This window comes from Streptomyces sp. NPDC043996, from assembly GCF_056435225.1.
Genome location: NZ_JBWKEY010000001.1, coordinates 135,369 through 157,280 on the forward strand (window position 1 = coordinate 135,369; position 21,912 = coordinate 157,280).

At 71.3% G+C, this 21,912-nt stretch carries 20 protein-coding genes; 11 read left to right on the forward strand and 9 right to left on the reverse strand.

What is annotated here, in order from left to right:
• Positions 1-66: 66 nt before the first annotated feature.
• From AC07A4_RS00650 to AC07A4_RS00665, 4 genes are all read left to right on the forward strand, one after another.
• Positions 67-2,691, forward strand: coding sequence for a bifunctional lysylphosphatidylglycerol flippase/synthetase MprF (locus AC07A4_RS00650; RefSeq protein ID WP_478591033.1), 2,625 nt, complete (start codon positions 67-69; stop codon positions 2,689-2,691).
• 116 nt (positions 2,692-2,807) lie between these two features.
• Positions 2,808-3,041 (forward strand): hypothetical protein, encoded by a 234-nt coding sequence (locus AC07A4_RS00655; protein ID WP_467088520.1) that lies wholly within the window; start codon positions 2,808-2,810, stop codon positions 3,039-3,041.
• Between the two features lie 185 nt (positions 3,042-3,226).
• On the forward strand, positions 3,227-3,817 hold the full coding sequence (locus tag AC07A4_RS00660) for an N-acetylmuramoyl-L-alanine amidase (protein ID WP_478591035.1): 591 nt from the start codon (positions 3,227-3,229) through the stop codon (positions 3,815-3,817).
• A 168-nt stretch (positions 3,818-3,985) separates the two neighbouring features.
• Positions 3,986-4,891: a 1-aminocyclopropane-1-carboxylate deaminase/D-cysteine desulfhydrase gene (locus AC07A4_RS00665; protein WP_478591037.1), complete on the forward strand. Its 906-nt coding sequence runs from the start codon at positions 3,986-3,988 to the stop codon at positions 4,889-4,891.
• 51 nt (positions 4,892-4,942) lie between these two features.
• Here the strand turns inward: AC07A4_RS00665 and AC07A4_RS00670 are convergent, their stop codons facing one another.
• Positions 4,943-6,541: a Na+/H+ antiporter gene (locus AC07A4_RS00670; protein ID WP_478591040.1), complete on the reverse strand. Its 1,599-nt coding sequence runs from the start codon at positions 6,539-6,541 to the stop codon at positions 4,943-4,945.
• Positions 6,542-6,586: 45 nt separating this feature from the next.
• Here AC07A4_RS00670 and AC07A4_RS00675 point away from each other — a divergent pair, with 45 nt between their 5' ends.
• The 3 genes from AC07A4_RS00675 (at position 6,587) to AC07A4_RS00685 (ending at position 8,680) form a co-directional block, all read left to right on the forward strand.
• Positions 6,587-6,847, forward strand: coding sequence for a UBP-type zinc finger domain-containing protein (locus AC07A4_RS00675; protein WP_478591042.1), 261 nt, complete (start codon positions 6,587-6,589; stop codon positions 6,845-6,847).
• Positions 6,848-7,091: 244 nt separating this feature from the next.
• On the forward strand, positions 7,092-7,505 hold the full coding sequence (locus tag AC07A4_RS00680) for an ATP-binding protein (RefSeq protein WP_030683379.1): 414 nt from the start codon (positions 7,092-7,094) through the stop codon (positions 7,503-7,505).
• The gene (locus tag AC07A4_RS00685) at positions 7,502-8,680 is read left to right on the forward strand and encodes an RNA polymerase sigma factor SigF (RefSeq protein ID WP_478591045.1); all 1,179 of its coding nucleotides are present in this window, start codon (positions 7,502-7,504) and stop codon (positions 8,678-8,680) included. Before AC07A4_RS00680 ends, AC07A4_RS00685 begins: the two co-directional genes overlap by 4 nt.
• Positions 8,681-8,779: 99 nt before the next feature.
• On the opposite strand, the gene AC07A4_RS00690 is transcribed toward AC07A4_RS00685, so the two are convergent.
• Positions 8,780-9,232, reverse strand: coding sequence for a hypothetical protein (locus AC07A4_RS00690; protein WP_478591047.1), 453 nt, complete (start codon positions 9,230-9,232; stop codon positions 8,780-8,782).
• Between the two features lie 166 nt (positions 9,233-9,398).
• Between AC07A4_RS00690 and AC07A4_RS00695 the strand changes: the two genes are divergently transcribed.
• Entirely contained in the window at positions 9,399-10,367 is a 969-nt protein-coding gene (locus AC07A4_RS00695; protein WP_478591049.1) for a diacylglycerol/lipid kinase family protein, read from the forward strand.
• Positions 10,368-10,686: 319 nt separating this feature from the next.
• A complete protein-coding gene (locus AC07A4_RS00700; RefSeq protein WP_003992873.1) occupies positions 10,687-10,944 on the forward strand; it encodes a WhiB family transcriptional regulator in 258 nt (85 codons plus the stop codon).
• A gap of 290 nt (positions 10,945-11,234) precedes the next feature.
• On the opposite strand, the gene AC07A4_RS00705 is transcribed toward AC07A4_RS00700, so the two are convergent.
• Positions 11,235-12,701, reverse strand: coding sequence for a sensor histidine kinase (locus AC07A4_RS00705; RefSeq protein ID WP_478592814.1), 1,467 nt, complete (start codon positions 12,699-12,701; stop codon positions 11,235-11,237).
• Positions 12,702-13,063: 362 nt separating this feature from the next.
• A complete protein-coding gene (locus AC07A4_RS00710) occupies positions 13,064-13,660 on the reverse strand; it encodes a TetR/AcrR family transcriptional regulator (RefSeq protein ID WP_478591052.1) in 597 nt (198 codons plus the stop codon).
• Between the two features lie 92 nt (positions 13,661-13,752).
• On the opposite strand from AC07A4_RS00710, the gene AC07A4_RS00715 reads away from it, so the two are divergent.
• Entirely contained in the window at positions 13,753-14,592 is an 840-nt protein-coding gene (locus tag AC07A4_RS00715; protein ID WP_478591054.1) for an SDR family oxidoreductase, read from the forward strand.
• Positions 14,593-14,728: 136 nt separating this feature from the next.
• Here AC07A4_RS00715 and AC07A4_RS00720 read toward each other — a convergent pair whose 3' ends face one another.
• Entirely contained in the window at positions 14,729-15,799 is a 1,071-nt protein-coding gene (locus tag AC07A4_RS00720) for an SIS domain-containing protein (protein ID WP_478591057.1), read from the reverse strand.
• Positions 15,800-16,156: 357 nt separating this feature from the next.
• Here AC07A4_RS00720 and nagB point away from each other — a divergent pair, with 357 nt between their 5' ends.
• On the forward strand, positions 16,157-16,942 hold the full coding sequence (gene nagB, locus AC07A4_RS00725; RefSeq protein ID WP_478591060.1) for a glucosamine-6-phosphate deaminase: 786 nt from the start codon (positions 16,157-16,159) through the stop codon (positions 16,940-16,942).
• Positions 16,943-17,020: 78 nt separating this feature from the next.
• Here nagB and AC07A4_RS00730 read toward each other — a convergent pair whose 3' ends face one another.
• From AC07A4_RS00730 to AC07A4_RS00745, 4 genes are all read right to left on the reverse strand, one after another.
• Positions 17,021-18,514, reverse strand: a complete 1,494-nt coding sequence (locus AC07A4_RS00730) for a glycoside hydrolase family 3 protein (RefSeq protein ID WP_478591062.1) — start codon at positions 18,512-18,514, stop codon at positions 17,021-17,023.
• 9 nt (positions 18,515-18,523) lie between these two features.
• On the reverse strand, positions 18,524-19,354 hold the full coding sequence (locus AC07A4_RS00735) for a carbohydrate ABC transporter permease (RefSeq protein ID WP_478591064.1): 831 nt from the start codon (positions 19,352-19,354) through the stop codon (positions 18,524-18,526).
• Positions 19,351-20,331: a carbohydrate ABC transporter permease gene (locus tag AC07A4_RS00740; protein WP_478591067.1), complete on the reverse strand. Its 981-nt coding sequence runs from the start codon at positions 20,329-20,331 to the stop codon at positions 19,351-19,353. Before AC07A4_RS00740 ends, AC07A4_RS00735 begins: the two co-directional genes overlap by 4 nt.
• A gap of 106 nt (positions 20,332-20,437) precedes the next feature.
• Positions 20,438-21,718 (reverse strand): extracellular solute-binding protein, encoded by a 1,281-nt coding sequence (locus tag AC07A4_RS00745; protein ID WP_478591070.1) that lies wholly within the window; start codon positions 21,716-21,718, stop codon positions 20,438-20,440.
• Positions 21,719-21,912: the final 194 nt, after the last annotated feature.

Consider the following 21,912-nt stretch of genomic DNA (forward strand, 5'->3'; position numbering starts at 1 on the left):
CTGGGCCGCCACCCGTTCGGCCCGGCCCCGGATGTGGCCGCGGCGGGCGCCTGATGCGCTCGGTGGATGGGCACCCCCGAGGCTCCGCCCGGCGCGGCCGCCGGTGCACCGGCGCCGCGGCCGCCGCTCGTACCACCGGGTGAGCGCGGGCCGCTGCGCCGGCTGCGCGCCGTGGCCCTGGCCCTGGGGCCGCTGAGCCACGCGCCGGTGACGGTGTTCCTCGTCGTCGCGCTGTGGGCGGTCGGCCTGTTCACCGGCAGCCTCGGCGGCGGCCCCGACGACGCGCTGCTCGCCGACGTCGGCGTGGGCGTGCCCGCTCTCGCCGACGGCCGCTGGTGGACCCCGCTCACCTCGGCCCTGTGGTGCTCCGGCATCGGCGCCTATGTGGGTTCCACGCTGCTGTTGCTGCTGCTCGGGCCGCCCGCCGAGGTCCGGATCGGCTCCGCGCGCACGGCGGTCGTCCTCGTCCTCGGCCAGGTGCTCGGCTCGCTGCTCGGCACCGGCGTCGTCAAGCTCGGCGAGCTGGCGGGCGAGGACTGGCTGACCGCGCTCTCCGCCGACCTCGCCGTCACACCGGGCATCGCGGCCTGTGCGGTGGGCGCCCACCTGAGTTTCCGCCTCGGTGCCCGGTGGCGGCGCAGACTCCAGCTCGCGCTGATCGTGCTGCCGCTGACGCTCGCCCTGTACGTAGGGCACCTCCAGGACGTGCTGCGGCTCGCGGGAACGGTCGTCGGCCTCGCCCTCGCGCACCGGCACAGCCACCGGCTGCGCGTGCCGCACGCCTCGCACGCCGAGGGCCGCGTCCTGGTGGCCCTGGTCGTGGCGGCCTCCGCGCTCGGCCCGCTGATCGCCACCCTCTACAGGGACGCGCTCGGGCCCTTCGACGTGCTCGACCTGTACGTCTCCGGAGGGCCCGGCCCCCAGGAGATCGCCGAGGCCTGCGCCGAGCCCGGCACCGCCTGCGACCGCATCCGCGCTCAGGACCACTTCTACGGCTCACCGGCCATGCTCATGGGCGTCGCCATCCCGGCGCTCCTGCTCGTCCTCTCCGAAGGGCTGCGGCGCGGCCTTCGGCCCGCCTGGCGGATCACGGTGGGCGCGCACCTGGTGTGGCTCGGTCTCCTGGCGTACCTCCTGGGCGACATCAACGCCCGTCCCGGCCAGTACGTCCTCGAAGGCGGTGACGCCGCCGACCAGAAGGCGGCGCTGATCCAGGCCGTCGTCGGGCAGATGCTTCTGCCGCTGCTGGTACTGGTGCTGGTGTTCCTCGGCCGCGGGCTCTTCGACCAGCGGCTGGGGCGCGCGACCGTGGCGTGGCTCTCCGGGGTGGTCGGCGGGACGCTGCTGCTCGCTTGCGTCACCTACGTAGGCATCGGCTACGCGGTGCGCGACCAGTTCGCCCCGGACGCGACGTTCGGCCGTCTCGTCGCGGCACTGCCCGCGCAGTTCCTGCCGCCGAGCTACGAACCGCTGTTCTTCAGGGGCCGCTCCCCCGTGCCGGTCGGCGGCACGGCCCTGTCCTTGTACGAGTACTGCGGCACCGTCTTCTGGCTGGTCGCCGTGGTCGCGCTCTTCGTGGCGTTCCGGCGGCCCTCCCTGCGCACCGACGCGGACGCGGCGGCACGCGCGCGTGCCCTGCTGACCGCGCACGGCGGCGGCACGCTGTCGTACCTGACGACGTGGGACGGCAACCACTACTGGTTCGCCGCCGACGGCCGGGCGGCGGTCGCTTACCGGGTGCGTTCCACGGTCGCGCTCACAACAGGCGACCCGTTCGGCGAACCGTCCGCGCGCGGGGACGCGGTCGACGGGTTCGCCGCCTACTGCGACGAACGCGGCTGGACGCCCTGCTTCTACAGCGTCACCGCCGCGACCAAGGCCCGCACGGACGCGGTCGGCTGGAGCGCGGTGCAGGTCGCCGAGGACACCGTGGTGCCACTGCCGGACCTGGCGTTCACGGGCAAGAAGTGGCAGGACGTGCGGACGGCGCTGAACAAGGCGGGGAAGGAGGGCATCACCGCCCAGTGGCACGTCTTCCCGGAGGCGCCGCTCGACCTGACGGACCAGATCCGCTCGATCTCCGAGGAGTGGGTCGCCGACAAGGGGCTGCCCGAGATGGGCTTCACGCTCGGCGGCCTCGCCGAGCTCGACGATCCGCACGTGCGCTGCCTCCTGGCGGTCGGCGAGGACCGCACGGTGCATGGCGTCACGAGTTGGATGCCGGTGTACGGGGCGGCCGGGAAGGCCCCGGCGGAGATCGGCAAGGCGGCAAACGGGGCATACGTTTTCGGCCAACCCGTAGGCTGGACCCTTGACTTCATGCGGAGGCGGTCGGGGGGATTCCGGGGCACCATGGAGTTCCTGATCGCGTCCGCCGCGCTCGGCTTCAAGGAGGAGGGCGCGCGTTTCCTGAGCCTGTCGGGCGCCCCGCTGGCCCGCGCGGACACCGCGGAGCCGCCCGCCGCGCTGCAGCGCCTCCTGGACTACGCGGGCCAGGCCCTGGAACCCGTATACGGCTTCCGCTCCCTGCTTCACTTCAAGGCCAAGTTCCAGCCCGAGTACCACCCGCTGTACATGTGCTACCCCGATCCGGCGGCGCTGCCCAGCATCACGCGCGCGATCGGCAAGGCCTACCTGCCGCACATGTCGCCGTCCGAAGGAGTCCGCCTCATGCGCAAGCTCACCGCGTAGGCGGTGCGGCCCCCGACGTGGGGGAACACAGGAGGGGAACCACAAGATCCGCGCACGCGTTGAACAGGCACGAACGCAGCGTGCGCACCATCGGCACCAATCGTCAGGAGATCGACATGGCAGGCTTCCTGGACCGCGCGAGAGAACAGGTGCAGCAGGGGCTCAACCAGGGCAAGCAGAAGCTGGACGAGGTCCAGGCGCAGCGCGCGGGCAACGACTTGCTGAAGCAGCTCGGCGCGGCGTACTACGCGGAGCGCCGCGGCAGCGGCACCCCCGACGCCACCCAGCAGGCGCTGTCGGCCCTGGAGGCCCACATCGCCACGCACGGGGACGGCTTCCTGCGCGCCTGAACCACCGGCCGCGACGACGCCTGAGCACCGACCGCGTCGAGGGCCGCCTCACCAGCTGACCGGAACGACTCGCACGGGACCCGAACAGTTTCCGAACACATGGTTCGGGTCCAGATGTTCCGGTATCAACCAGCGTACGAGGCGGCCCGCGACCGGCGGCCGTCGCGTTCTCGAAGGAGGCGGCCATGGCTATTCCCATGTCCGCGAACAGATTCCTCGACGCACTGCGGGACGAAGGCGTCACGGTCGTCGAAGTCGGCGACTGGCCCACCCACAACCGCAACCACAAGGGCCCGTGGGGCCCGGTGCACGGCGTGATGATCCACCACACGGTGACGTCGGGCGCCGAGAAGACCGTACGGATCTGCCGCGAGGGCTTCGAGGGCCTGCCGGGCCCGCTGTGCCACGGCGTCATCACCAAGGACGGCCGTGTCCACCTCGTCGGCTATGGCCGCGCCAACCACGCGGGCCTCGGCGACGACGACGTCCTGCGCGCCGTCATCGCCGAGAAGGCCCTGCCGCCGGACAACGAGGCCAACACCGACGGCAACCGCCACTTCTACGGCTTCGAGTGCGAGAACCTCGGCGACGGCGAGGACCCCTGGACCGAGGCCCAGCTGGACGCCATCGAGCGCGTCTCGGCGGCGATCTGCCGCCACCACGAGTGGACGGCCCGCTCGGTCATCGGCCACCTGGAGTGGCGGCCCGGCAAGATCGACCCCAAGGGCTTCACGATGGACGGGATGCGTGACCGCATCCACGAGCGGCTGAAGTAACGGCTGAAGCAGCGGCGGACGCGGCGGCGGGCCACCACGGCCCGCTCCCGTCTGCGCCGGAGAGACCCCCGGAGACCCGGAGGCTCCCAGTGAGCCCACAGCGGGCCCACAGCGGGCCCAGCAGGCCCTGAGCGGGGCCCCAGCGCCCTCCGGAGGGACAATAGCGAGGTGCACGCCGCCCCGCCCGCCCTCGTCCCCCGGCTCCCCACCCCCCTCGAGCCGGTCGCGGACCCGCGCTTCGACGCGCACGGCGTCCGTCTCCTCCTCAAGCGCGACGACCGGATCCACCCGGCGCTGCCGGGCAACAAGTACCGCAAGCTCGTCCTCAACCTGGAGCGGGCGCGGTCGGCGGGCCACGACACCCTGCTGACGTTCGGCGGCGCCTACTCCAACCATCTGCGGGCCACGGCCGCCGCGGGCCGTCTCCTCGGCTTCGCCACGGTCGGCGTCGTCCGCGGTGACGAGCTCGCGGAGCGGCCGCTCAACCCGTCGCTGTCCCGGTGCGCCGCCGACGGCATGCGGCTGCACTTCGTGGACAGGCCGACGTACCGCCGCAAGCACGACCCCGCCGTCCTGGCCGCGCTCCAGCGCGACACCGGCACGCAGGAGGCGTACGTCATACCCGAGGGCGGCAGCAACGCCCTCGCCGTGCGCGGCTGCGCGGCCCTGGGCGAGGAGCTGCGCGGCCGCACCGACGTGGCGGCCGTGGCCTGCGGCACCGGCGGCACGCTCGCGGGCCTGGCGGCGGGCCTCGGGCCGGAGCAGCGCGCGCTCGGCATCCCCGTCCTCAAGGGCGGCTTCCTCGGCGAGGACATACGCCGCCTCCAGGAGTCCGCGCTCGGCTCGCCCACGCCCAACTGGAGCCTGGACGAGCGCTTCCACTGCGGCGGCTACGCCCGCACCACCGGGGAACTCACCACCTTCGCGGACGACTTCGAGGACCGGCACGGCCTCCCTGTAGAGCGCGTCTACGTCGCCAAGCTCCTGTTCGCGCTGACCGCGCTCTCCGAAGAGGGCGCCTTCGCCCCCGGGACCACGGTCACGGCCGTCGTCACCGGCACACCGCCCTCCTAGGGCCCGCGGCACTCTTCTAGGGCGCTGTCCCGCTCGCCGCAGGGGACGGTCTCACTGCTCGACCTCCCTGTATGCGGCGGCCTCCTCCAGGTCGAGCTTCCGCAGCAGCGTCCGCAGCAGTTCGTCGTCGATGCGCCGCTCGTCTCGCAACCGCACGAACACCTCCCGCTCGGCGGCGATCGCCTCGCGCGTGAGCCTGCGGTAGGTGTCGTCCGCGGATTCGCCGGTCACGGGGTTGGGCTGGCCGAGCCGCTCCCAGACGGAGTTGCGGCGCCGCTCCAGAACGGTGCGCAGACGGTCCTGAAGGGGCCCTGGCAGCTGGTTGCGCTCGTCCTCCATCAGCTCCTCCAGCCGGTCCTCGGCGGCCTGTGAGGCGGCGTTCTGCGCCTGCGCCTCGGCGAGCGTCTGCTGGCGCGCGTCGGGCCCGGGCAGGCGGAGGACCCGGATCAGCCACGGCAGCGAGAGCCCCTGCACCACCAGCGTGCCGATGACGGTCGTGAAGGTCAGGAAGAGCACCAGGTTGCGGGCCGGGAAGGGCTCGCCGTCGTCCATGACGAGCGGGATCGAGAACGCGATCGCCAGCGACACGACGCCCCGCATCCCGGCCCAGCTGACGACCAGCGGCCGCCGCCAGTCGGTGTCGCTCTCGCGCTTCCTGATGCGCTTCGACAGCAGACGCGGCAGATAGGTCGCCGGATACGACCACACGAACCGCACCACCACGACGATGACGAACACGCCCAGGGCGTACCAGACGGCCTGGGCGACGCTGTACTCGCCCAGGTCCCCGAGGACGACGGGCAGCTGGAGCCCGATGAGCGCGAAGACGGCGGACTCCAGGACGAAGCCGACCACGCGCCACACCGCGGCCTCCTGGAGGCGCGTCTCGAAGTCGACCTGCCAGGAGCGGTGCCCTAGGTAGAGGGCGACGACGACCACGGCGAGCACTCCGGAGGCGTGGACCTGCTCCGCGGCGGCGTACGCGACGAAGGGGATGAGCAGCGACAGCGTGTTCTGGAGGAGGGCCTCCTTCAGATGGGTGCGCAGCCAGTGGATCGGCACCATCAGGACGAGCCCGACGCCGACCCCGCCGAGCGCGGCCACCAGGAACTCCTGGATGCCGCCCGCCCAGCTCGCGCCCGCGCCGACGGCCGCGGCGAGCGCGACCTTGTAGGCGGTGATCGCGGTCGCGTCGTTCACGAGGGACTCGCCCTGGAGGATCGTGGTCAGGCGCGAGGGCAGCCCCACGCGGCGCGCGATGGCGGTGGCGGCGACGGCGTCCGGGGGCGCGATCACCGCCCCGAGGACGAGCGCGGCGGTCAGCGGAAGATCGGGGATCAGCAGGTAGGCGAGCCAGCCGACGACGACCGTCGCGAACAGAACGTAACCGACGGACAGCAGCGCCACGGGCCGCACATTGGCCCGCAGGTCGAGATACGAGCTCTCCAGGGCGGCCGTGTGCAGCAGGGGCGGCAGCAGCAGCGGCAGCACGATGTGCGGGTCGAGGTGGTAGTCGGGCACCCCGGGCAGGTACGAGGCGATCAGTCCGACGCCCACCAGGAGCAGCGGCGCGGGCACCGGGGTGCGGCGCGCGGCACCGGCCACGGCGGCGCTCGCCGCGATCAGTGCCACCAGTGGCAGTACGTCCATGGCAAGGCCCTCCGCCGTCCGCTCGCCCGTCGTAACCTGGCCATCATGAACGAGTGTCCGCACGTCAGCGCGCTGCCCCACCCGGAGCCCGCGCCGCTGAGCGATACGTGCCTGGAGTGCCTCGCCGTCGGCAGTCACCCCGTGCAACTGCGTCTGTGCCTGGAGTGCGGCCATGTCGGGTGCTGCGACTCCTCCCCCTTCCAGCACGCGACGGCCCACTTCAAGGAGAGCGGGCACGCCGTGATGCGGACCTTCGAGCCGGGCGAGAACTGGCGTTGGTGCTTTGTCGACGGTTCGATCGTCTGAGGCCTGGGTACGTCAACCCGACGCTCGTTCTTTGCAATTGGGCCCGCGAAACCCCTAGCCACTGTCCGTACCCGTAGGCTTACTATGAGTGACAGCAACGGGGCGGGGTCCCCGGGACACGGAACTGAGCAGCGCGGTAGCGTCACCGCTGAAAGACGAGGTGCGTTACCCGAGTGACGCAGTCCGGGCCGGCAGAGCGCGGCCCCGGAGCCCCGAAAGTGCTTGTACCACCTTGGAGGTGAGGGTGTCCCAGATCGCAGGCGAGCCCGGGAATCAGGACTTCGTTGAGGTCCGCCTTCCGGCTGCGGGTGCCTACCTGTCGGTGCTGCGTACGGCCACGGCCGGCCTCGCGGCGCGCTTGGACTTCACCCTGGACGAGATCGAGGACCTCCGCATCGCGGTGGACGAGGCGTGCGCGATCCTGCTCCAGCAAGCCGTGCCCGGTTCGGTGCTCAGCTGCGTCTTCCGGCTGGTGGACGACTCGCTGGAGGTCACCGTCTCGGCGCCCACCACCGACGGCCGGGCTCCGGAGCGGGACACCTTCGCCTGGACCGTCCTTTCGGCCCTCGCGGGCATGGTCGACTCCTCAGTGGGCGACGACAAAACCGTTTCGATCAGCCTCTACAAGAAGCGCGGCGCGGGACCCGGGCCAGCGTGAGGAACGGGGACGGGCCGGTGCGGGACGAAGAGCGCGGCACACCTGGCAAGCACGGCACGCACGGCCTGCCGGCCCGCGGCAGGGGCGGCACGCGCCCGGCCACGGGGCGCGGTCCGGTGGAGCCCGGGCCTGCCCCCGGTGGCATCCCCGAGCAGCAGGCCAGGCCGCACCCGCAGGACCCGGAGCAGTCGGGTCCGCTGACGGCGGCCGAGCAGGCCGCGATGCCGAAAGAGGCAGAGCCGACCGCCGCGGACGAGTTCGACGAGCTGTCCGGCCTGGGCGGTGGGCCAAAGGACCGAGTAGGCGCCGCACGCAGGGGGTCCCCCCGGGCGTCCAGCACTGGGGGCAGGGCCCCAGAAGGGCGGCGGCTGGTGACGGGCGGGACGATGAGCGAGCACGAGCAGCACAGCCGGCACGATCCACAGGACCGCAGCGGCGCGCGGGCGAAGTTCGTGGAGCTGCGCGCGCTGCAGGACGGCAGCCCCGAGTACGCGGAGCTGCGCAACCAGCTGGTCCGCATGCACCTGCCGCTCGTGGAGCACCTGGCCCGCCGCTTCCGCAACCGCGGTGAGCCCCTCGACGACCTCACGCAGGTCGCCACGATCGGGCTGATCAAGTCCGTGGACCGCTTCGACCCGGACCGCGGCGTGGAGTTCTCGACGTACGCGACACCGACGGTCGTCGGCGAGATCAAGCGCCACTTCCGCGACAAGGGCTGGGCGGTGCGCGTCCCGCGGCGCCTCCAGGAACTGCGCCTGGCCCTGACGACGGCGACCGCGGAGCTCTCCCAGCTGCACGGCCGCTCCCCCACGGTGCACGAGCTCGCCGAGAAGCTGGCGATCTCCGAGGAGGAGGTCCTGGAGGGCCTGGAGTCGGCCAACGCGTACTCCACGCTGTCCCTGGACGTCCCGGACACCGACGACGAGTCGCCCGCCGTCGCGGACACCCTGGGCGCGGAGGACGAGGCCCTGGAGGGCGTCGAGTACCGCGAGTCCCTCAAGCCGCTCCTGGAGGACCTGCCGCCGCGCGAGAAGCGCATCCTGCTGCTGCGGTTCTTCGGCAACATGACGCAGTCGCAGATCGCCCAGGAGGTCGGCATCTCGCAGATGCACGTCTCCCGGCTGCTCGCGCGCACCCTGGCACAGCTGCGGGAGAAGCTCCTGGTCGAGGAGTGACCGCCCCGCGGGCGCCCGCACAGGAAGCGGAGGAAAGCGACGTCCCCGCGCGCGGGCGCGCGCAGAGCCGGCTCACATGCCGCGTGGCCGACCCAGGTGCTACTTGCCGCCTTCTTGTACGTTGCCGGGGCCCCCGATGCCGAGGGCCTCGGTCGAGGCGGGGTTGACGAGCAGGACGAGCGTGGCGACCGCGACGGCGGCGAGCGCGATGCCGCCCGGGATCATCGCGCTGTCCGCCTGCAGCATCTGCCAGGCCACCGGCAGCGCCATGATCTGCGTGATGATCGCGGGCCCGCGCGCCCAGCGGCGCAGCCGCAGCAGCCCGCGCGCGGCGAGCAGCGGCAGCAGCGCGAGGACGATCAGCGTGACGCCGCCGGTCGTGGCCTGGCGGGGGTTGTCGGGATCGCCCGCGAGACCCATCACGAGCATGTACGCACCGCCGACGACGAGGGCGAGGCCCTCCAGCGCGGCGAGCGCCGCGGCGGCCGTCAGGCGCCCGGGACGCGCTCCGGTGTCCGGGGCTTCAGGGGTGGTCTTCGGCTCAGTGCTCACGCTTCGAGGGTAGCGGCGGGCGGCGGGAGCCCCGTCACGACGGGGGCCGCCGGTCCGGCCCCGGGACGGCCGCGGGCACCGGAGCCGCACGCGCGATCACGGTCCGTGACGTCTGGGCGAGACCTCGGTCTGGGCCAGCTAGCTACCCCTAGGTAGTCTGCTGCGCATGCGTGCACTCCTCGTGGTCAATCCGGCGGCTACTACCACCAGTGCGCGCACGCGTGACGTACTGATCCACGCCTTGGCGAGCGAGATGAAGCTCGAGGCCGTCACCACGGAGTACCGCGGCCATGCCCGCGACCTCGGCCGCCAGGCCGCGGAGAGCTCGGACATCGAGCTGGTCGTGGCCCTCGGCGGCGACGGCACCGTCAACGAGGTCGTCAACGGCCTGCTCCACGACGGCCCCTCTCCGGAGGACCTGCCCCGCCTCGCCGTCGTCCCCGGGGGGTCCACCAACGTGTTCGCGCGCGCCCTGGGGCTGCCGAACGACGCCGTGGAGGCCACCGGCGCCATCCTGGACGCGCTGCGTGAGGGCAGTGAACGGACAGTGAGCCTCGGCCGGGTCTCGGGGACGCCGGGCACGGAGGACGAGGCGGTCCCGGCGCGCTGGTTCACCTTCGCCGCCGGGCTGGGATTCGACGCGGGCGTGGTCGGCAGGGTCGAGCAGCACCGGGAACGTGGCAAGAAGTCGACGCACGCCCTTTACGTGCGCCAGGTGGTACGCCAGTTCCTCGGCGAGAGCGACCGCAGGCACGGTTCGATCACCCTGGAGAGGGCGGGCGAGGAGCCGGTCACCGATCTGGTGATGTCGATAGTCTGCAACACCTCCCCCTGGTCCTACCTGGGCAATCGTCCCTTGTACGCGTCTCCGAAGGCGTCCTTCGAGACCGGCCTCGACGTCCTTGGACTCAAGCGCCTTTCGACGGCTTCGGTGGCCCGGTACGGCACGCAGCTGCTGCGCTCGACCCCCGAACGGGGCCCCCACGGAAAGAACGCGGTGGCGCTGCACGACCTGACGGACTTCACCTTGCATTCGAAGGTGCCCCTCCCCCTCCAGATGGACGGTGACCACCTGGGGCTGCGGACGAGCGTGACGTTCACAGGCGTACGCCGTGCACTGCGTGTGATTGTGTGAGTGGAAGGGCCTAAAGTCCTTTCACTCGAACGTTTAGGCCAGGATCCACCCCATGGAAGTACGGCTGTGACTCAGTCGACACCGAGGAATCAAAAAAAACTTTCCAGAAGGGGTTGTATCCGCCGCCGAGGTTTGCGAATCTCTACATGGCGATCGGGACGGCCCGCAACACCGGCCTCTACAGATCGCCAGAACCCCTCCTCTCACCACAAGGTCCACACCAGGCAACTGGGAGTCGGCCCTTCCCGCGCGGAGGGATTCGTGAAAGCGTTCACATTCACAAGCAATCTTCATGTAAGACCAAGGAGAGGTAGCAGCCATGGACTGGCGTCACAACGCCGTTTGCCGCGAGGAAGACCCCGAGCTGTTCTTCCCCATCGGCAACACCGGTCCTGCGCTGCTGCAGATCGAGGAAGCCAAGGCCGTCTGCCGTCGCTGCCCTGTCATTGAGCAGTGCCTGCAGTGGGCGCTCGAGTCCGGCCAGGACTCCGGCGTCTGGGGTGGCCTCAGCGAGGACGAGCGCCGCGCGATGAAGCGCCGCGCCGCCCGCAACCGGGCGCGCCAGGCCAGCGCCTGACGCCCATACCCCTTACGAGCCTGAGCCCGGCGGCGCGTACAGCGCGTACGCAACCCCCGCCCCCGAGCCGCAGCCGCGCAGTACCCCCGGTGCGCATCGCAACGTGAGCAAGAAGCCCCGGACCGACACGGTCCGGGGCTTCTTGCTGTGTCCACGACCCGCCGGGTACACGCTCTGTGAAGGGTCGCACTTCGTTGCGTGAGCGACTCGGTGGCAGTGACTCGGTAGCGGCTCGGCGGTGCGGGGGCGTCGGCCCGTACCGCCCCTGACCGTCACTCGCGGCGACTTGTCTACTTGTCGGCGCGCACCGGGATGTCGAGGACGACGCGTGTGCCCCGCTCCGGGGCCGGGACCATGTCGAACGTGCCGCCCAGCTCGCCCTCGACGAGGGTGCGCACGATCTGCAGGCCCAGGTTGCCCGCGCGGTGCGGGTCGAACCCTTCGGGCAGACCGACGCCGTCGTCCTGGACGGTGATGAGCAGCCGGGCCTCCTTGGAGGTGCCGCCCCGCACGGCGGACACCTCGACGACGCCGGTGTCGCCCTCGCGGAAACCGTGCTCCAGGGCGTTCTGCAGGATCTCCGTGAGGACCATCGACAGCGGGGTCGCGACCTCGGCGTCCAGAATGCCGAAGCGGCCCGTGCGCCGGCCCGTCACCTTGCCCGGCGAGATCTCCGCGACCATCGCGAGGACCCGGTCGGCGATGTCGTCGAACTCCACGCGCTCGTCCAGGTTCTGCGAGAGCGTCTCGTGGACGATGGCGATGGAGCCGACGCGGCGCACGGCCTCTTCGAGCGCCTCGCGGCCCGACACCGAGTCGATGCGGCGCGCCTGGAGGCGCAGCAGGGCGGCGACCGTCTGGAGGTTGTTCTTCACCCGGTGGTGGATCTCCCGGATGGTGGCGTCCTTGGTGATCAACTCGCGCTCGCGGCGGCGCAGTTCCGTGACGTCGCGCAGGAGCACGAGCGAACCGATGCGCGGGCCCTTGGGCTTGAGCGGGATGGCGCGCAGCTGGATGACCCCGTCGCCGCCCTCGATCTCGAACTCGCGCGGCGCCCAGCCGCTCGCGAGCTTGATCAGCGCCTCGTCCACCGGCCCCCGGGACGGGGCGAGTTCGGCGGTCGCCTTGCCGAGGTGGTGGCCCACGAGGTCGGCGGCGAGACCGAGGCGGTGGTACGCGGAAAGGCCGTTCGGCGACGCGTACTGGACGATGCCGTCGGCGTCGAGACGGATCAGGCCGTCCCCCACGCGCGGGGACGCGTCCATGTCGACCTGCTGGTCGGGGAACGGGAAGGAGCCCGCGGCGATCATCTGCGCCAGGTCGGACGCCGACTGGAGGTAGGTGAGCTCCAGGCGCGAGGGCGTGCGCACCGTGAGGAGGTTGGTGTTGCGGGCGATGACTCCCAGGACGCGCCCTTCCCTGCGTACGGGAATGGACTCGACGCGCACCGGCACCTCCTCGCGCCACTCCGGGTCGCCCTCGCGCACGATGCGGCCCTCGTCGAGCGCTGCGTCCAGGAGGGGCCTGCGGCCGCGCGGGACGAGGTGGCCGACCATGTCGTCCTGGTAGGAGGTGGGGCCGGTGTTGGGCCGCATCTGCGCCACGGAGACATAGCGGGTGCCGTCGCGCGTGGGCACCCACAGCACGAGGTCGGCGAAGGACAGGTCGGAGAGCAGCTGCCACTCCGAGACCAGCAGGTGCAGCCACTCGAGGTCGGAGTCGCCGAGGGCCGTGTGCTGGCGTACGAGGTCGTTCATGGAGGGCACGTGTGCGAGCGTACCTGGCGGTCCGGGCCGGGCCCGAGGGGCCGCTCCCCCGCGCGTGGGGCGCCGATGGCACCGACGGGCCGCGGCGCCAGGGCGGGACCCTCAACCCGTCCCCAACACCGCAGCCCTTTTGGTGCACGGCGGCCGGACTGTGCGGACGCGGCCGCCGATTCGGGAGAAGCCGACGCGGTCAGGGCAGAGAGCGCCGGTTCCTCGGTCCGCCCTCCTGTGCGGGGAGAGCGGGGCTCTACTCCCGCATTGTGGACTAGACCATTCTCCCCTGTCCATCCGTTGGCGGCATGTTTGTGACCGGGCCTCAGGAAGGGGCGCGCGCGGCGGGGCGCGCGGTCGGCTCAGGCCTCGGGCCAGGCGCGCATCGACATCGCGGCGACCGCCTCCAGCTCCTCGCGGGTGGCGCCGTCCCGCGACTGCTGGGAGAGGCCCTGCAGCACGGCGCCCACATAGCGCGCCAGCACTCCGGCGTCCGTGTCCGCCGGGAGGCCGCCGGTGTCGATGTCCGTCTGGATGCGGCGCTCGAGCCCGGCGATGTTCGCGTTGCGCCGGTCGCGCAGGGACTGCTCCACCTCCGGCGTCGCGCAGTTGACCGCCGCGTGGATGACGAGGCAGCCGTGCGGGTGCGAGGGGTCCGTGTACTGCACGGCGGCCTCGCGCAGCATGCGCTCGACCCCGGCGCGGGCCGTCGGCTCCTCGTCGAGGGCGCGGCCGCCGAAGGCTCCGTACGAGACCGCGTAGCGCTGCAGGACCTCGCCGAAGAGCGTCTGCTTGTCGCCGAAGGCCGCGTACAGGCTCGGGGCGCCGATGCCCAGTTCGCGCGTGAGGTCGGACACCGACGTCGTCTCGTACCCCTGCTCCCAGAACGTGCGCAGCGCCTTTTCCAGCGCCGTCTCGCGGTCGAAGGAGCGGGGTCTGCCTCGCTGTTTCGTCGCCATGTCGAAAATTCTATAGCGGGCACTAGAAAAGAGGGAGCCGGACGGGGTACGGTCTTTCTGTAGCGACCACTAGAGATGGGGGGCGCCTGATCATGGGTGCGCAGAACGGACATGCCGTGGACACGACGGACGCGACCGACGCGACGGGGGCTGCTGAGGCCGGAGCCGGGGCCGGGGGACGGCTCGCGGGCAGGACCGCGCTGGTCACGGGCGGCAGCAGGGGCATCGGGCGCGGCATCGCCGAACGGCTCGGCAGGGACGGCGCCCGGGTCGCGGTGCACTACGGCAGCAATGAGGCGGCCGCGAAGGAGACGGTGGCGGCGATCGAGCAGGCGGGCGGCTCGGCGTTCGCGATCGGCGCGGAGCTCGGGAAGCCAGGGGACGCGCAGGCGCTGTGGACGGCGTTCGACGCACACGCGGACGGCCTCGACATCCTGGTGAACAACGCGGGGATCGGCACGTCGCGCCCGTTCGCCGACACGGACGAGGCGGAGTTCGACCGGCTCTTCGCCGTGAACGCCAAGGCGCCGTACTTCATCACGCAGCTCGGCACGGAGCGGCTGCGGGACGGCGGCCGCGTCATCAACATCTCGTCGGGGGTCTCCCACGCGGCGGTCCTGCCCGACCTTCTGACGTACGCGATGACGAAGGGCGCCCTGGACGTCTTCACCCGCAATCTGTCCAAGGTCCTCGGCCCTCGCGGCATCACGGTCAACGCGGTCGCCCCGGGCATCGTGGACACGGACGTCAACGCCGCCTGGCTGCGCGGCGAGGAGAACAAGGAGGCGTGGGCGGGCGCGGCGGCGATGTCGGCCCTCGGCAAGGTCGGCACGGTGGAGGACATAGCCGACGTGGTCGCGTTCCTCGCCTCGGCGGACGGCCGCTGGGTGACGGGGCAGTGGATCGACGCGACGGGGGGTTCGCTGGCTTGAGGGGCCGCGACCGCCGGAGGGTCGAGCCCCCCAGGGGGCGGGGCTGCCGCGCTGGGGCGGGTGCCGCGCTGGGGGCTGGCGCACTTAGGGGGCGCCGCGCTTGAGGGCACCGCGCTGGGGCCACCACCGCCACGCGTCACCGCGTCTCCGTCACCTTGGCCAGAGCCCTCGGCGCGTCCGGGTCCTGGCCCCGGGCGATGGTGACCTCATAGGCGAGGAGCTGAAGGGGGATGATCTCCAGGATCGGCTGGAGCTCCTCCGTCACCTCCTCCGTCGGCAGGACGAAACCGGCGGAGGCCTGCTCGACCTGCGCCTTGGGTCCGATGACGACGAGGTCGGCGCCCCGGCCGCGCAGCCGGTCGAGCACGGGCTGGAGCGCCTCCCCTCCCCTGCCGTCCGTCACCACGGCGATGACCGGCGAAATGTTGTCGACCATGGCGAGGGGGCCGTGCAGCAGGTCGGCGCCGGAGTAGGCGAGGGCGGGGATGTAGCTGGTCTCCATCAGCTTCAGGGCGGCTTCCTTGGCGGTGGGGTAGCCGTAGCCACGGGAGGTGATCACCATGCGCTCGGCGAAGCGGTAGCGGGCGGCGAGCGTCCGGATCTCCTCCTGGCGGGCGAGGAGCCCGGCGGCCAGCTCGGGCAGCGGCCGCGCCTCGGCGGCGTCGCCCCCGCGCAGGCCCTCGACGAAGAGGTAGAGGGCGAGGAGGGAGGCGGTGTACGTCTTCGTGGCGGGGAGCGCCTTCTCGGGCCCCGCGAGGATGTCGATGTGGTGCTCGGAGACGGCGGCGAGGGGCGAATCCGGGTTGTTGGTGACCGCGACGGTCAGGGCGCCGGCCTCGCGGGCGGCCTGGGTGGAGGCCACGAGGTCCGGTGAGCCGCCGGACTGGCTCACCGTGATGACCAGGACGTCCCGCAGGTCGGGCTTGGCGCCGTAGGCCGTCGTCGTGGACATGGAGGTCAGCCCGCAGGGCAGGCCGAGGCGGACTTCGAGGAGGTACTTGGCGTAGAGGGCGGCGTGGTCGGAGGTGCCGCGCGCGGTGAGCAGCACGAAGCGGGGGCGGGCCGCGGCGACCTGTTCGGCGGTCCGGCGGATCTGGGGCGCACCGGCGTCGAGGAGGCGCCGCAGCACATCGGGCTGCTCGGCCATCTCCCGGGACATGATGCGACCGGGCTGTTCGCTGAACGGGGAGGACGAGGTCACGGTCATGGTTACCACTGTGCTGGCTCCCGGACTAGAGCGCCCGTTCTACAACAAACGGCTATGACGACCCCGGGCGCCCAGGGGGGCGCTCCGGTGGGGCGACTCGAGCGGGGCTTGGGTGGGACGGCCGGGTGGGGGCGGCTTGGGTGCGGGGCCCGTTTCGGGGACGGGGCCAGGAGGTGAGTTCCCGGCGGGCGGGACAGCGATGGAGTCGGGAGCATGGAGGGCGAGAGGGCTGCGTCAGGGTGGGCCAGCTCTGCTAGATTGGTCTATACCACACCGCGTTGGAGGTCACCGCCTCCGGCTCACCCCCAGCCCTTCCCCAGCCCTCTTCATCTCCTTCTCCAGATCGGCAGGCCCAGCGTGGAAGTTGTCATCGTCCCGGACGCCAAGGCAGGCGGCGAGCTCATCGCGGAGGCCATGGCCGCCCTGGTGCGCCGCAAGGCCGACGCCCTGCTCGGTGTCGCCACCGGTTCGACCCCGCTGCCCATCTACGAGGCGCTGGCCGCCAAGGTCCGCGCCGGTGACGTGGAGGTGTCGCGGGCGCGGATCTGCCAGCTCGACGAGTACGTCGGGCTGCCGGTGGGCCACCCGGAGTCGTATCGCTCGGTGGTGCTGCGCGAGGTCGTCGAGCCGCTCGGGCTGAGCGAGGACTCCTTCATGGGGCCTGACGGCAGCGCCGAGGACGTGCAGGGCGCCTGTGAGGCGTACGACCGGGCGCTGGCCGCGGCGGGCGGCGTGGACCTCCAGCTCCTGGGCATCGGCACGGACGGGCACATCGGGTTCAACGAGCCGTGCTCGTCGCTGGCCTCGCGGACGCGCATCAAGACCCTCACCGAGCAGACCCGGGTGGACAACGCGCGGTTCTTCGACGGTGACATCGACCAGGTGCCGCACCACGTGATCACCCAGGGCATCGGGACGATCCTGGAGGCCCGGCACCTGGTGCTGCTCGCGACCGGCGAGGGCAAGGCGGACGCGGTGGCGGCCACGGTCGAGGGCCCGGTGGCGTCGATCGTCCCCGCCTCGGCGCTGCAGCTGCACCCGCACGCGACGGTCGTGGTGGACGAGGCCGCCGCGTCCAAGCTGAAGCTGGCGGACTACTTCCGGCACACGTACGCGAACAAGCCGTCCTGGCAGGGCCTGTAAGCCGCAGGGCCGCGTCGGCGGTACGCGAAGGGGCGCCCCAGGGATCTGGGGCGCCCCTTCGTCGTGTCCGCGGACCCGTCAGGCTCCGGTGAGGGCCTCCGCCGCGGCGACGCCGCAGACGCGGGCGGCGCCGTGGGTGGCGATGTGCGGCGCGCCCGTCGGCTTCGCCTGCGGGACGCCCATCTCGACGACGGCCGTGTCGGGGCGGGCGGCGATGAGGTGGTCCACGGCCGCCGCCATCCAGGGGTGGCGGTGCAGGTCGCGGACCACGGCGACGACGCGGCGCCCGCCCGCGGCGGCGAGGGCCCGCTCGCCCGCCCCCTCGCCGGTGAAGGAGGCCGTCTCGGTGCCGGGCAGGCGGCGGGTGAGTTCGGCGGCGACGCCCCACGGGGTCTCGTCGCCGACGGCGATGTTGGCCACCGGGGTGAAGGCGGCGACGTAAGGGGCGTCCGTGAGGGGGCCCGTGAAGGTCTCGCCGTGGGTGACCGTCAGGGCCCGGCGGGCCGCGCGCAGGCCGATGTCGGTGTCCGCCGCGCCACCCGCGCGCGCGGCGGCGCCGGTCGTCGAGGACCAGCGCGCCAGGGCCCGCACGCGGGCGGCCGCGTCGGCGAGCCGCTCCTCGGGCAGCTCGCCCGCGCGGACCGCCGCGACCAGGGCGTCGCGAAGGCGCCGCACGGTGAGGTCGTCGTTGAGGCCGCCGCCCACACAGATCGCGTCGCAGCCCGCGGCGATGGCGAGGACGGTGCCGCGCTCGATGCCGTACGTCGAGGAGATGGCCTGCATCTCGATGCCGTCGGTGACGATCAGGCCGTCGAAGCCGAGCTCGCCGCGGAGCAGGTCGGTGAGGATGCGCCGGGACAGGGTCGCCGGGTGGTCCGGGTCGAGGGCCGGGACGCTGATGTGGGCGCTCATCACGGCGCGCGTACCGGCGGCGATCGCGGCCCGGAACGGGATGAGCTCACGGGCGCCGAGGACATCGCGGTCGACGCCGATGTGCGGCACGGCGTGGTGCGAGTCGACGGCGGTGTCGCCGTGGCCGGGGAAGTGCTTGGCGCAGGCGGCGACCCCGGCGGACTGCATGCCCTCGATGTAGGCGGCGGTGTGCCGGGCCACCAGGTCCGGGTCGGCGCCGAAGGAGCGGACGCCGATGACCGGGTTGTCGGGGTCGGAGTTGACGTCGGCGGACGGCGCCCAGTTGAAGGTGACCCCGCAGTCGGCGAGGCGGCGGCCCAGCTCGGCGGCGACGCCCCGGGTGAGGCCGGTGTCGTCGACCGCGCCGAGGGCGTGGTTGCCCGGGAAGGACGACCCGGTGCGCACCTCGAGGCGGGTGACGTCGCCGCTCTCCTCGTCGATGGCGACGATGACGTCCTCGCGCTCGGCCCGCAGTTGGGCGGTGAGCGCGGCCACCTGCTCGGGCGTCTGGACGTTGCGGCCGAACAGACCGACGGCGGCGAGGCCCTCGCCCACGCGGCGCAGCAGCCAGTCGGGGGCGGTGGTCCCGTCGAAGCCGGGCTGCAGGACGGTGAGGGCGTCACGCGTCAGGGCGTCCGGCGCGGATGCGGTAGTGCTCATGGGTGTGCGTTATCCCTTCACGGCACCGTCGGTGAGACCGGCGACGGCGCGCCGCTGGAGGAAGACGAAGAGGAGCAGGATCGGGATGGCGAAGATCGTGGACGCGGCCATGGTGGCGCCCCAGTCGTCGCCGTAGACGGTCTGGAAGCTCGACAGCCACGTCGGCAGCGTCTTGGACTCCGGGTCCTTGTTGACCAGGAGGGCGATGGGGAACTCGTTCCAGGCGGTGATGAAGCCGAAGAGCGAGGTGGACATCAGGCCGGGGGCGAGCAGCGGCAGGATGACGCGGCGGAAGGCCTGCATGCGGGTGCAGCCGTCGACCATCGCCGACTCCTCCAGCTCCTTGGGCACGGCGGCGACGAAGCCGCGCAGCGTGAGGATCGTGAAGGGCAGGATCATCACCATGTAGAAGAGCGTCAGCGGCACCAGGCTGTTCAGCATCTCGGCGTCGCGCACGATCATGTAGATCGAGATGACCATGACTTCCCAGGGCGCCATCTGGGCCAGCATGAAGCCGATGATGAAGCCCCGGCGGCCCTTGAACCGCATGCGGGCGAGCGCGAAGGCCGACAGCAGGGCGATGATGAGGGAGAAGACGACCGCGAGGACGGTGACGGTCACCGAGTTCCGGACCATCTGCCAGAAGTGGTCGGCGTCGACGGCCGTCTTGAAGTGCTCGAAGGTGCCGTCGAGGGGTATCCAGACGGGGTTCTCGCTGATGATGTCGCCGGTGGGCTTGAAGGCCGTGGCGAACATCCAGTAGACGGGGAAGACCAGGCCGATGAAGAGGACGACGGCCACGACGTTGGGCCAGGTGCGGCCGAACCAGGAGCGCTTCACGCGTCCTCCTCTTGCTTGAGCACGATGCGCAGGTGGTACGCGGTCAGGAAGAGCATGATGATGATGGTCAGCATGGCGATGGCGGAGCCCATGCCGTAGTGCTGGTTGCCCGAGCCCTCGATGTAGGCGTACACGGGCAGGATCTCCGTGAGCCGGTCGGGGCCGCCCTGGTTGATGGCGTAGACCTGGACGAGGGCCTTGAAGACCCAGATGACCTCGAGGAAGGTCGTGGCGTAGAGGAAGGGCCGCAGGAACGGCAGGGTCACCGAGGTGAACTGCTTCAAGGCGCCGGCGCCGTCGAGCGAGGCCGCCTCGTAGAGCTCCTTGGGGATGGTCGTGGTGGCGGCGTACAGGTTGATCGCCACGAAGGGGATCGACATCCACACGATCAGCGTGATGATCACGAAGAAGGTGGAGTACTGGCCGCCGAACCAGTCGTAGTCGGCCATCGAGCTGAAGCCGATCTTGGCGAGCACCCAGTTGACGACGCCGTAGCGCTGGGCGAACAGCCACTGGTAGACGGTGGTGCCCGCGACGACGGGCATGGCCCAGGCGAGGACGAGGCCGAAGAGCAGCAGCCGCCGCATCTTGGTGCCGAGCTTGGCGAGCAGCAGGCCGATCAGGGTGCCGAGCACCATGATGAGGACGACGTTGATCGCGGTGAAGGCGATCGACCGCCCGGTGACGCGCCAGAAGTCCTCGCTCTGGAGGACCTCCTTGTAGTTGTCGCCGCCGTTCCACTCGGTGAGATGCAGGATGACCTGTCTCATGTTGAGGTTCTGGAACGACAGGATCCCGTTGTTCACCAGCGGCCAGCCCAGGAACACCAGGGTGGCCACGAGCGCGGGAAGCAGCAGCAGATAGGGCCCCAGGGCCCCGATCCTGACGCGGGGCGTGCGCGGGGCCCCGGTGCGCCCGCCGCCCGACTTCACTACCTCCGGCGGGCCGGAGGGCGGCCGTTCGGTCTGTACGGTCATGCTCGCCATCTCTCTCATCGGCACGTCACACAGGAATGCGCCGGGGACGGCGAGGCGGGGGTCGCGGGCACGACCCTGTTGTCACCGCCCCCGGCGGGGCGCTTCCTTACTGCTTCTGCGACAGGCGCTTGTTGAACTCGCCCTCGACCTTCTTGGCGGCGTCGGCGGGCGAATCGCCGTTCATGACCGCGGTCAGATAGCTCTTGATCGGGTTGGGCTCGTTCTCGACGGCGCCCCACTCCGGGATCAGCGGGGTGATGCCGCCGCCGGCGGTGGCCGGGGCCATGGCCTCGGCGGCCACGTTGCCCTTGAGGTTGGACTCCAGGGCCTTCTTGTTCGGGATCACGCCGCCTTCCTTGGCGAGCTGGCCCTCGAACTTGTCGGACATCGCGATCTTCAGGAACTCCTTGGCGAGCTCCTGCTTCTTGCTGGTGGCCGCGACGGCGAGGTTGGAGCCGCCGAGGAAGACGCCCTCGGGCTTGTCGGCCGTGGCGCCCGGGATCGTGAAGTAGCCGATGTCCTTCTCGATCTTGCCACCCTTGCTCGCCTTGATGGCCGTGGCGGCCTCCCAGCTCATGCCGATGAACGCGCCGGTCTTGCCCTTGGCGAAGACCTCGGCCTGCTGCGGGGTGGCCTCGTCCTTGTTCTTCGGCGCCTTCGACAGGGCCTGGAACTTCTTGTACGTCTCCACGGCCTTGACGACCTTCGGGTCGTCGAGGTTGGAGACGTACTTGTCGCCGTCCTTCTTGACCAGCTCGCCGCCCTCGCCGATGACGAGGCCCACGAAGTGGTACCAGTTCTGGCCCGGCATGTAGATCGGCTCCGCGTCGGTCTTCTCGCCGATCTTCTTCAGATCGGCGTAGAACTCGTCACGGGTCTTGGGCGTCTTCTTGATGCCCGCGTCGGCCCAGATCTTCTTGTTGTAGAGAACGACGCGGTTCAGGACGAACCACGGGGCGGCGTACTGCTTGCCGTCGACGATCGTGGACTTGTTGACCGACTCGGTCCAGTCGGAGCCGATCGACTCCTTGAGGTCGCTCAGGTCGGCGAGGCCGCCGGACTTGGCGTAGGCCGCCGTCTGGGTGTTGCCGATCTCGAAGACGTCCGGCGGGTTCTCCTCCGAGAGGGCGGCCGTCAGCTTCTGCTGGATGCCGTTCCAGTCCTGGACCTCGAGCTTCAGCTTCGCGCCGGTCTTCTTCTCGAAGGCGGCCGTGACGTCCTTGGTCCACTGGTCCGGCGTCGAGCCGTCCATCGCCCAGAGCGTCAGCGTCTCGCCCTTGAAGCCGTCCGCCCCGGACTTCTTGTCGTCCTTGTCGTCGCTGCCACACGCCGCGACCGAGACCAACATGCCCGCGACACCGATAGCCGCTATGAGCCTGCGCTTCACGTCATCCTCCTTTGGATGCCAGCCAGCCAACCCCCCACCCGCAGCGACCAAGAGGACCGAAAGTACTGCCCGTGGGACTGGACCTGGTCTTTAATGGTGTAGACCAGTACGGGGGAGCTTGGCCTAGACCTTTTGGGGTGTCAAGGGTGTATAAGAAGGGCAGTCGCGTCCGTTACCGGACCGACACCTGAGCG

Bases quoted from the DNA above. Each gene is read 5' to 3' on its own strand.
- AC07A4_RS00650 (WP_478591033.1), top strand. From the start codon at position 67: ATGGGCACCCCCGAGGCTCCGCCCGGCGCGGCCGCCGGTGCACCGGCG.
- AC07A4_RS00655 (WP_467088520.1), top strand. From the start codon at position 2,808: ATGGCAGGCTTCCTGGACCGCGCGAGAGAACAGGTGCAGCAGGGGCTC.
- AC07A4_RS00660 (WP_478591035.1), top strand. From the start codon at position 3,227: ATGGCTATTCCCATGTCCGCGAACAGATTCCTCGACGCACTGCGGGAC.
- AC07A4_RS00670 (WP_478591040.1), bottom strand. From the start codon at position 6,541: ATGGACGTACTGCCACTGGTGGCACTGATCGCGGCGAGCGCCGCCGTG.
- AC07A4_RS00675 (WP_478591042.1), top strand. From the start codon at position 6,587: ATGAACGAGTGTCCGCACGTCAGCGCGCTGCCCCACCCGGAGCCCGCG.
- AC07A4_RS00695 (WP_478591049.1), top strand. From the start codon at position 9,399: ATGCGTGCACTCCTCGTGGTCAATCCGGCGGCTACTACCACCAGTGCG.
- AC07A4_RS00700 (WP_003992873.1), top strand. From the start codon at position 10,687: ATGGACTGGCGTCACAACGCCGTTTGCCGCGAGGAAGACCCCGAGCTG.
- AC07A4_RS00705 (WP_478592814.1), bottom strand. From the start codon at position 12,701: ATGAACGACCTCGTACGCCAGCACACGGCCCTCGGCGACTCCGACCTC.
- AC07A4_RS00710 (WP_478591052.1), bottom strand. From the start codon at position 13,660: ATGGCGACGAAACAGCGAGGCAGACCCCGCTCCTTCGACCGCGAGACG.
- AC07A4_RS00715 (WP_478591054.1), top strand. From the start codon at position 13,753: ATGGGTGCGCAGAACGGACATGCCGTGGACACGACGGACGCGACCGAC.
- AC07A4_RS00720 (WP_478591057.1), bottom strand. From the start codon at position 15,799: ATGACCGTGACCTCGTCCTCCCCGTTCAGCGAACAGCCCGGTCGCATC.
- AC07A4_RS00730 (WP_478591062.1), bottom strand. From the start codon at position 18,514: ATGAGCACTACCGCATCCGCGCCGGACGCCCTGACGCGTGACGCCCTC.
- AC07A4_RS00740 (WP_478591067.1), bottom strand. From the start codon at position 20,331: ATGACCGTACAGACCGAACGGCCGCCCTCCGGCCCGCCGGAGGTAGTG.